Source organism: Methanomethylovorans sp. (genome assembly GCF_050177135.1).
Lineage (GTDB): Archaea > Halobacteriota > Methanosarcinia > Methanosarcinales > Methanosarcinaceae > Methanomethylovorans.
This window is the reverse complement of sequence record NZ_JBFXHJ010000194.1, coordinates 1-3,572: the sequence shown is the minus strand read 5'-3', so window position 1 is coordinate 3,572 and position 3,572 is coordinate 1. Positions and strand designations below refer to the sequence as shown.

Genomic DNA, 3,572 nt, shown 5'->3' with positions numbered 1-3,572 from the left:
CCATATTCAGAAGATTTAAACAGGTTTCCACTGAAGGAACTAAAGGAAGCGGGCTGGGCCTTGCTATCGTAAAGAAAATAATAGAACTTCACCATGGTGAAGTTGGTGTATATGATAATCCTTCGGGGTCAGGTGCTGTTTTCTGGATAAAGGTGAATAAAACACATTCTTTTTAATATGAGGCTACTTCATCCCCGTCCGGTAGGGTATATTCCCGATCATCATTTGTAGGTTTCATTCAATTGAAAAAGATACTTTGATCGTGTATATAAGACACAAATGTATGGGGTGAGTATCATTGGACGCAAATAGAAAAGACAAAAGTATTAAAAGCATCATCTTAGAACTGAAGTTTCTCTCAAACCCATCTGCCCTGAAGGGCATGGCAAGTTTTGGCATCACTCCCGGCAAAGCCTATGGTGTTGCTATTCCTGAACTTCGGAGAATAGCGAAGAGTATCGGAAAAGACCATGAGATCGCAGCCAGTTTGTGGGCTTATGGATATCGGGAAACCCAGATCCTTGCAAGCATGGTGGATGATGTGCGATATGTCACCGAAGAGCAGATGGAACAATGGGTAAGCGAATTCGACTATTGGGAGATCTGCGACCAATGCTGTATGAATCTCTTTGAGGATATGCCATGTGCCTATGACAAAGCGGCAGAGTGGAGCCACAGTGAAGAAGAGTTCGTAAAAAGAGCAGGTTTTGTATTGATGGCACGCCTTGCCGTGAGCGATAAGAAAGCCTCAGATGAACGTTTTATTGTTTTTTTCCCGATGATCAAGGAAGGTGCATTGGATAAACGCAACTTCGTGAAAAAGGCTGTCAACTGGGCCCTGCGCCAGATAGGCAAGCGTGATCTTTCGCTGAACGCCCGGGCGATAGAACTGGCAGAGGAATTGCAGCAAACAGATAGTATCAGTGCCAGGTGGGTGGCGGCAGATGCCATAAGGGAACTTACAGGCGAAAAAGTGCAGCAGAAGCTGCTATCTACAAAGGCAAAGTGAGTTTTATATTTACTCATGCCTCAATGCATCCAACGGTCTCATCTGAGCAGCTTTCCATGCAGGATAAACCCCGCCTGCAACACCCGTCATTATGCCGAACACAATACCCAGTATGATGTAAGCCATGCTTGATGGTGCAAACAGGTAAGATGCCTGCTTCATTATAAGCACAGTTATCAGGAATCCGCCTCCGAAACTCAATATTCCTCCTATGAGGCTTGCAGCCGTTCCCAGAAACAGTGCTTCCAGCAGGAACATCTTGAGCACATCTTTTCTTGAAGCTCCCACTGCTTTCATTATGCCTATCTCCCGCGTGCGCTCCATAGTGGACATGAGCATTACATTGAGGATGCTCACCCCTGCCACAAGCAGGGAAATGGAGCTTATTCCCATCAGGAACAGGGAAATGTATCTGGAGATCTCATCAATGCTTGAAAGGATCGTATTGGTGGCAAGTACGAACACCTCTTCGTCTTTCTTGTTGAGCCTTTCCTCAAGATCCTCTTTGACCGTATCTATCTCGTTGATGTCCTCAACCTGGATTATGGCATAACTATAACCTTCATCCGTATCCTCATAGATCCTTGTGAACATCTGAACATCAATAAAAACAGCACTGTCAGCACTGATATCAAAGCCCATCCCGCGTTCTTTCAGGATGCCTATTACTCTGAACTTTGTATCTTCTATAGTTATCTTTCCGCCAATATTGACTTCGAGATCCTCTGCAAGCTGTGATCCTATCACACAATCAGAAGACCCACGTTTGTACATACGGCCTGCTTCTATCGGCGCAAGACCGGGCAGATCATCGCTTTCGATACCATATACGCTTGCGTAGGTTTCCTCGTTCTTGTATTCAGCCATTGAAGCGCTGGAATAGATAGGTATCAGGTTCTCTATACCTGCAACTTTCTGCATCTTCTCTACTTGCTTCTCAGTTATAGTCTCCTCTCCGAACCCAGGATATACCAGAAGCTCGTTACCCACATCTCCCAGGGAATCGGATACTGACAGCTTCAGGCTGTTTCCCAGTATCCCCATGGACGAAATTGCAATGACTCCGATGATTATTCCCACAGCTGCAAGGACGGTGCGTGCCATGTGCCTCTTGAGGTTCCTTTTTGCTAGTTCAGCGTACATATTACCTTTGAAATACCTATTCTGAAGCTTCAACGATCTCACCGTCCCTGAGAACTATGTTAGTGTTCGCATATGCTGCTATTTTTGGATCGTGTGTGACAACTATGATGGTAGTTCCATGTAAGTTGAGCTCGCTGAGAAGATCCATTACGCTTTTTCCGGTCTTTGTATCGAGATTTCCTGTAGGCTCGTCTGCCAAAAGGATAGGCGGGGAATTTGCCAGTGCCCTGGCGATGGCAACTCTTTGCTGCTGACCTCCTGAAAGCTCACTGGGTTTGTGTTCGGCAAACTCTGCGTCAAGGTTTGCTCGTCTCAAGAATTCCATTGCCCTTCTCCGGCGCTCTTGTTCCGGGATCCCGCTGAATATCATAGGCATTTCAACATTCTCCACGGCAGTGAGAGTAGGTATCAAATTGAACTGCTGGAATATGAAACCAATATTGTTCCTGCGTATTTCTGTAAGCTGGTCATCATTAAGAAGAGAAAGATCTGTGCCATTGATCTTTACGGTGCCTTCCGTGGGTTGATCAAGGCAACCAATGAGATTGAGCATTGTGGATTTTCCTGAACCGGAAGACCCCATAATGGTCACAAAGTCTCCTCTTTCGATCGAAAGATCGACACCGTTAAGAGCATGTATTTGGCTTGCTCCAAGATGATAGATCTTCTTCACATCAGTGAGCTGGACTATAGGACCTTGCATACATGCCCCGTTCATTCTGATATCTTCCGTTTCTTCCATGAATATGCTATAACGCCCAGCACTGCAATAGATATGACAGCAACAAGAACGATCATAACGAATCGTGTTCCTCCACTATTGCTGGGAGCAGGCAGCGTTCCTTTGTGGAGTACAATGTCCTCATTTATGTATGCATAGGCATTGTTAGTATTTCTGAACTCAATTAGCAAGGGTATTTTTTCTACATTGTTTCCCTGTGTGGACGCAGACAGCTCAAAACTGCTGAAATCATCACTTTCCAGAGTGCCTACAAAGTATTTTTCATACGGTTGCACAGGTGTGATGTTTTCCGTTTCCGTCACTGAGATCATGACATTCTTTGCATCGGTTGTTCCAAAATTGTTTATATCTCCTGTGATGCTATATGTATTTCCTATTCTTTCTACCTCTAAGGCTGACAGTATAAGCGCATACTGATCCACCACTTCAACGTTGTAGCTCGTACCGGATGAGATATGCGGGTTGTCTCCATTGAAATATGTAGCAGAGAATTGCATCTCTTTGTTGCCATTCTTGGATGTCATGGAGTTCAGGGTGAACGTTGCTGTGGATTTATTTCCCTCATTGATGGTACCTACAAAGACATTAGCCGGAAAGAACGTAATATCATTTCCTTCCGGAGTGACAATAACACCTGTAATGTCATTGGGTCTTAAGTTCACGACTTCCACATTCACA

At 44.8% G+C, this 3,572-nt stretch carries 4 protein-coding genes and 1 pseudogene; 2 read left to right on the top strand and 3 right to left on the bottom strand.

Annotation, left to right across the window (positions count from 1 at the left end; genetic code table 11):
* Nucleotides 1-2 precede the first annotated feature (2 nt).
* Nucleotides 3-176, top strand: coding sequence for an ATP-binding protein (locus tag AB7U21_RS11300; RefSeq protein ID WP_428389132.1), 174 nt, complete (start codon nucleotides 3-5; stop codon nucleotides 174-176).
* Nucleotides 177-298: 122 nt separating this feature from the next.
* The gene (locus tag AB7U21_RS11295; RefSeq protein ID WP_428389130.1) at nucleotides 299-1,009 is read left to right on the top strand and encodes a DNA alkylation repair protein; all 711 of its coding nucleotides are present in this window, start codon (nucleotides 299-301) and stop codon (nucleotides 1,007-1,009) included.
* 9 nt (nucleotides 1,010-1,018) lie between these two features.
* Here the strand turns inward: AB7U21_RS11295 and AB7U21_RS11290 are convergent, their stop codons facing one another.
* The 3 genes and pseudogenes from AB7U21_RS11290 to AB7U21_RS11280 all read right to left on the bottom strand — a co-directional run.
* Nucleotides 1,019-2,194 (bottom strand): ABC transporter permease, encoded by a 1,176-nt coding sequence (locus AB7U21_RS11290; RefSeq protein ID WP_428389129.1) that lies wholly within the window; start codon nucleotides 2,192-2,194, stop codon nucleotides 1,019-1,021.
* Entirely contained in the window at nucleotides 2,169-2,894 is a 726-nt protein-coding gene (locus AB7U21_RS11285; protein ID WP_428389128.1) for an ABC transporter ATP-binding protein, read from the bottom strand. The genes AB7U21_RS11290 and AB7U21_RS11285 overlap by 26 nt, the downstream gene beginning before the upstream one ends.
* Nucleotides 2,867-3,572: pseudogene (locus AB7U21_RS11280) on the bottom strand (hypothetical protein); the annotation flags it as partial. The gene AB7U21_RS11285 and the pseudogene AB7U21_RS11280, both read right to left, overlap by 28 nt.